General features: G+C 72.1%; 7 protein-coding genes. All 7 read left to right on the top strand.

What is annotated here, in order from left to right; genetic code table 11:
* The first annotated feature begins 102 nt into the window (after positions 1-102).
* The 7 genes from ACFUJR_RS38585 (at position 103) to nusB (ending at position 5,458) form a co-directional block, all read left to right on the top strand.
* Complete coding sequence (locus ACFUJR_RS38585) at positions 103-621, top strand: shikimate kinase (RefSeq protein WP_383180898.1); 519 nt, start codon at positions 103-105, stop codon at positions 619-621.
* Positions 618-1,709, top strand: coding sequence for a 3-dehydroquinate synthase (gene aroB, locus ACFUJR_RS38580; RefSeq protein WP_383180895.1), 1,092 nt, complete (start codon positions 618-620; stop codon positions 1,707-1,709). Before ACFUJR_RS38585 ends, aroB begins: the two co-directional genes overlap by 4 nt.
* Complete coding sequence (gene aroQ, locus ACFUJR_RS38575) at positions 1,706-2,152, top strand: type II 3-dehydroquinate dehydratase (protein ID WP_383180892.1); 447 nt, start codon at positions 1,706-1,708, stop codon at positions 2,150-2,152. Before aroB ends, aroQ begins: the two co-directional genes overlap by 4 nt.
* A gap of 124 nt (positions 2,153-2,276) precedes the next feature.
* Positions 2,277-3,224, top strand: a complete 948-nt coding sequence (locus ACFUJR_RS38570) for an AAA family ATPase (RefSeq protein WP_383180889.1) — start codon at positions 2,277-2,279, stop codon at positions 3,222-3,224.
* Between the two features lie 78 nt (positions 3,225-3,302).
* Positions 3,303-4,409 (top strand): M24 family metallopeptidase, encoded by a 1,107-nt coding sequence (locus ACFUJR_RS38565; RefSeq protein WP_383180886.1) that lies wholly within the window; start codon positions 3,303-3,305, stop codon positions 4,407-4,409.
* Between the two features lie 48 nt (positions 4,410-4,457).
* Positions 4,458-5,024, top strand: coding sequence for an elongation factor P (efp, locus tag ACFUJR_RS38560; RefSeq protein ID WP_260231136.1), 567 nt, complete (start codon positions 4,458-4,460; stop codon positions 5,022-5,024).
* 2 nt (positions 5,025-5,026) lie between these two features.
* Entirely contained in the window at positions 5,027-5,458 is a 432-nt protein-coding gene (nusB, locus tag ACFUJR_RS38555; RefSeq protein ID WP_352186558.1) for a transcription antitermination factor NusB, read from the top strand.
* Positions 5,459-5,690: the final 232 nt, after the last annotated feature.

Below are 5,690 nucleotides of genomic sequence, written 5' to 3'. Positions count from 1 at the left end.
CGCGCTGGTCCTGGCGGACGCGGTCGTGGAGAAGTTCGGCGGCGACAGCGTGCCGGAGACCCGCCGTAACGTGCGGTCCTACCTCGACAACCTCCAGATCCGGTGACGGGCGGCCCGCTGGTCGTCCTCGTCGGTCCGATGGGGTCCGGCAAGTCCACGGTGGGCGCCCTGCTCGCCGAGCGGCTCGGCGTCCCCTACCGGGACACCGACGCGGACATCGTCGCGGCGCAGGGCCGGGAGATCTCGGACATCTTCGTCGACGAGGGCGAGCCGTACTTCCGTGAGCTGGAGCGGCAGGCGGTCGCCACCGCCGTCGCCGAGCACGCGGGAGTGCTCGCCCTCGGCGGCGGCGCCGTCCTCGACGAGGACACCCGCACCCTCCTGGCCGGCCTTCCCGTCGCCTACCTGTCGATGGACGTGGAGGAAGCCGTACGGCGCGTGGGCCTCGGCGCCGCCCGCCCGCTGCTCGCCGTCAACCCGCGCCGCCAGTGGCGCGAGCTGATGGAGGCCAGGCGCCCCCTGTACACCGAAGTCGCGCGGGTCGTCGTGGCCACCGACGACCGCACACCCGAAGAGGTCGCCCAGGCGGTCCTCGACGCTCTGGAGTTGAAGGACGTATGACAGACCAGGTGACGCGGATCCACGTCGGCGCGAGCGCCGGACACGACGCGTACGAGGTGCTGGTCGGGCGGCAGCTGCTGGGTGAGCTGGGCTCCCTGATCGGGACGAAGGCGAAGCGGGTCGCGGTGATCCACCCCGAGGCGCTCGCCGGGACCGGCGAGGCGCTGCGCGAGGACCTGGCCGCGCAGGGCTACGAGGCGATCGCCATTCAGGTGCCGAACGCCGAGGAGGCCAAGACGGCCGAGGTGGCCGCGTACTGCTGGAAGGCTCTGGGCCAGTCCAACTTCACCCGGACCGACGTCGTCGTCGGTGTCGGCGGGGGAGCCACCACCGACCTCGCCGGCTTCGTCGCCGCGACCTGGCTGCGCGGCGTCCGCTGGGTCGCGGTGCCGACCACGGTGCTCGCGATGGTGGACGCGGCCGTCGGCGGGAAGACCGGCATCAACACCGCCGAGGGCAAGAACCTCGTGGGCGCCTTCCACCCGCCGGCCGGGGTCCTCTGCGACCTGGCCGCGCTGGAGTCGCTGCCGGTCAACGACTACGTCAGCGGCCTCGCCGAGATCATCAAGGCCGGTTTCATCGCCGACCCGGTGATCCTCGACCTGGTCGAGGCCGACCCGCAGGCCGCCCGTACCCCCGCCGGCCCGCACACCGCCGAGCTGATCGTGCGCTCGATCGAGGTCAAGGCCGAGGTCGTCTCCGGTGACCTGAAGGAGTCGGGCCGCCGGGAGATCCTCAACTACGGCCACACCCTGGCCCACGCGATCGAGAAGAACGAGCGCTACAAGTGGCGTCACGGCGCCGCCGTCTCGGTCGGCATGGTGTTCGCCGCCGAGCTGGGACGTCTGGCCGGGCGTCTGGACGACGCGACCGCCGACCGGCACCGCACCGTCCTGGAGTCCGTCGGCCTGCCGCTCACCTACCGCGGCGACCAGTGGCCCAAGCTCCTGGAGACGATGAAGGTCGACAAGAAGTCCCGGGGCGACCTGCTCCGGTTCATCGTCCTCGACGGCCTGGCCAAGCCCACCGTCCTCGAAGGCCCCGACCCGGCCGTCCTCGTCGCCGCCTACGGCGAGGTGTCCTCGTGAGCGACCCCCGGCACGTCCTCGTCCTGAACGGCCCGAACCTCGGCCGGCTGGGCTCCCGCGAACCCGACATCTACGGCGCCACGTCGTACAAGGGCCTGGTGGAGTCGTGCAGGGCGCTCGGCGAGCAGCTCGGCTTCGAGGTGGAGGTCCGGGAGACCAACGACGAGGGCGAGATGATCCGCTGGCTCCACGACGCGGCGGACCGTTCGATCCCGGTCGTCCTCAACCCGGGCGCGTTCACGCACTATTCGTACGGGATGCGCGACGCGGCCGCCCAGCGGACCGCGCCGCTGATCGAGGTGCACATCTCGAACCCGTACACCCGGGAGGAGTTCCGGCACACGTCGGTCGTCGCCGCGGTGGCGACCGGGACCGTCGCCGGGTTCGGCATCGGCTCCTACCGGCTGGCCCTGCGGGCGCTGGCCGAGGAGTTGGCCGACTGATGGCACCCGCCCGGCCGGAATGGCAGGCAGGGCACCCTTGACCGCCCCCGGCCGTTCCCCCTGTGGGGGCCGGGGGCGGTAACGTACCCGGAAGTATCGGCCGTACGAGACGGAGTGGCACCGGATGCAGCACGCAGTGGGGGCTCCGTTGCCGCCCGACCCCTCGGTGTGGACGCCCGGCGGGGGCCGACCCCCCGTGCCGCCCGTGCCGCAGAGCGGTCACCCGGCATCGCCCCCACAGCAGCAGCATCCCCACCCTCAGCCTCCCGCCCGGCCGCACGCCGCACCGCCCGGACCCCCGCCGGGTCCCCCCGCCGGACCGCCGATACCGCCGCCGGTTCCGCAGGCCCCCGGCTCGGCCGCCCCGTACTCGCCGCCGCAGGCCCCCGGCTGGGGCGGAGGCGCACCGGCGCACCCCGGCCGGCCGGGTTCCGCGCCGCGTGACGTCACCGGACACGTGACCCTGCCGCCCGTCCCCGTGCCCGCCGTGCCGCCCGCCGAGCCCGGCACCGGAACGGCGACCCTCGCCGTGCTGCTGATCGGCCCCGCGGGCGCCGGCAAGACGACCGTGGCCCGTCACTGGGCACAGAGCCGGCGCGTGTCCACCGCGCACATCAGCCTCGACGACGTGCGCGAATGGGTCTGCTCCGGTTTCGCCGACCCGCAGTCCGGGTGGAACGAGCACTCCGAGGCCCAGTACCGCCTCGCCCGGCGCACGTGCGGCTTCGCGGCTCGGAACTTCCTGGCCAACGGCATCTCCTGCATCCTCGACGACGCCGTGTTCCCTGACCGGCCCGTCGTCGGCCTGGGCGGCTGGAAGCGGCACGTCGGCCCCGGGCTGCTTCCGGTCGTGCTGCTGCCCGGTCTGGAGATCGTCCTGGAGCGGAACGCCGAGCGCAGCGGCAACCGGCGACTGTCGGACGAGGAGGTCGCGTCCATACACGGCCGGATGGCCGGCTGGTACGGCTCCGGCCTGCCGATCATCGACAACTCCACGTACGACGTCGAGACCACCGCCCGTGTCCTCGACGAGGTCCTGGCCCGTTCCATCGCGAGCCCGCCCGCCTGGTGACGGCCCGCGGCGGCGGCCGATGGCCCGGTCGGCCGCGCTGAGCGGGCCGGGACGCCCGGCTCCTCGTAGGCTCGGAGCATGTCAGAGGTGTATGCGGACCGCCGTGCGCGGCTGCGCGACCGGTGCGCGGCAGCGGGCAGCCCGGCGGTCCTGGTCTCCCGCCCCGCCAACGTCCGCTATCTCGCGGGCGGTTCGCCCCCCGGCGCCGTACTCCTGCTCGGCCCGGACGAGGACGTGCTGCTCCGCCCGACCGCGCCGGGTGCCGATCCGGCCGACGGGCGGCTCGACGAGCTGCTCTGCCAGACCGTGCTGCCCGCCGCCGGCGGGGATCCGGCGGTCGCGGCCGTCGGCATCGCGGCCAAGGCGCACGCGGAGGCCCTGGCCGTCGAGGAGCACCACCTGACCGTGGCCCGTCACCGCGCGATGGGCTCGGTCGCGCCGCAGCTCCGGCTCGCCGACCTCGGTGGAGCCGTCGAGCAGTTGAGGATCGTGAAGGACGAGGACGAGATCGCCTGTCTGCGGATCGCCGCCGAGATCGCCGACCAGGCGCTGGGGGAGCTCCTCGAATCCATCCTCGTGGGGCGGACCGAGCGGCATCTCGCCCTGGAGCTGGAGCGCCGGCTCGTCGACCACGGCGCGGACGGCGCCGCCTTCCCGACCTCGGTGGGCACCGGCCCGAACTCCGGGCGAGGCGGCCACAAACCCTCCGACCGCCGGGTCGAGGAGGGAGATTTCCTCTCCGTCTGCCTCGGCGCCAACTACCGCGGCTACCGTTGCGAGATCGGCCGTACCTTCGTCATCGGCACCACCCCCGCGGACTGGCAGATCGAGCTGTACGACCTCGTCTTCGCCGCTCAGCGGGCCGGGCGGGAGTCCCTCGCCCCCGGTACCGAGTTCCGCGACGTGGACCGCGCGGCGCGCCAGATCCTGGACGCGGCGGGGCACGGTGAGGCCGTTCCGCCGGTCACCGGGCATGGTGTCGGGCTCGAAATCGACGAGGACCCGCAGCTCGCACCCGCGGCCATGGGTAAACTGGACGCTTGTGTGCCGGTCACCGTCGAACCGGGGGTCCACCTCCCGGGCCGGGGCGGGGTCCGGATCGATGACACGCTCGTCGTGCGCCAGGAGGCGGACGGCGGACCCGAGCTACTCACCATTACGACCAAGGAGCTGCTCGCGCTGTAGGGCGCGTACGCCTCCCTGGTCCACGTCAGTCCAGGAGATTCCGCAACCGTGGCTTCCACGAACGACCTCAAGAACGGCATGGTGCTCAAGCTCGAAGGCGGCCAGCTCTGGTCCGTCGTCGAGTTCCAGCACGTCAAGCCCGGCAAGGGCCCGGCCTTCGTGCGCACCAAGCTCAAGAACGTGCTGTCCGGCAAGGTCGTCGACAAGACCTTCAACGCGGGCGTGAAGGTCGACACGGCCACCATCGACCGCCGCGACATGCAGTTCTCCTACATGGACGGCGACTACTTCGTCTTCATGGACATGGAGACCTACGACCAGCTGCACGTCGACCGCAAGGCCGTCGGTGACGCCGCCAACTTCCTGATCGAGGGCTTCACCGCCTCGGTCGCCCAGCACGAGGGCTCGGTGCTCTACGTCGAGCTCCCCGCCGCCGTCGTGCTGACCATCCAGCACACGGACCCGGGCGTCCAGGGTGACCGCTCCACCGGTGGCACCAAGCCCGCCACGCTGGAGACCGGCCACGAGATCCAGGTCCCCCTCTTCATCACCACCGGTGAGAAGATCAAGGTCGACACCCGCAGCAGCGACTACCTCGGCCGGGTGAACGACTAACCGTGGCTGCCCGCAGCAAGGCCCGTAAGCGCGCCTTCCAGATCCTCTTCGAGGCCGACCAGCGCGGTGCGTCCGTGCAGCAGGTCCTCGCGGACTGGGTTCGGCACGCACGGTCCGACGACCGTCAGCCGCCGGTCAACGAGTTCACGATGGTGCTGGTCGAGGGGTACGCGGACCACGCGAACCGGATCGACGAGCTCATCGCCACCTATGCGGTGGACTGGGACCTGGACCGGATGCCGGTCGCCGACCGGAACATCGTGCGCCTCGGCGCGTACGAGCTGATCTGGCTGGACGAGACCCCGGACGCCGTGGCGATCGACGAGGCGGTGCAGCTCGCCAAGGAGTTCTCCACGGACGAGTCGCCGACCTTCGTCAACGGCCTTCTGGCCCGCTTCAAGGACCTGAAGCCGCGCCTGCGCCGGGACGCCTGAGAGGCGGCCTCCGGCAGTCGAAGGGGCCCGCAGCACATCGTGCTGCGGGCCCCTTCGACGTATCCCGGGTCCCCTCCGTCCGGCGCGGGGACGTCCCGAACCCCCGCCGGGTACGGAGAAGCCGCCGGGGCGCGGACGGCCCTCAAAGGCCCCACCGTCCAGGGGAAGAAATCTTTCTTTATTTTTTCCCGGGGGGGACGCGGGGTGTGAGGCTCCGTATAAAGGATCCCAA

It is taken from the genome of Streptomyces sp. NPDC057271 (assembly GCF_042668715.1).
Classification (GTDB): Bacteria; Actinomycetota; Actinomycetes; order Streptomycetales; family Streptomycetaceae; genus Streptomyces.
The sequence above is the reverse complement of the archived record's forward strand: the minus strand, read 5'-3'. Positions and strand labels throughout refer to the sequence as shown.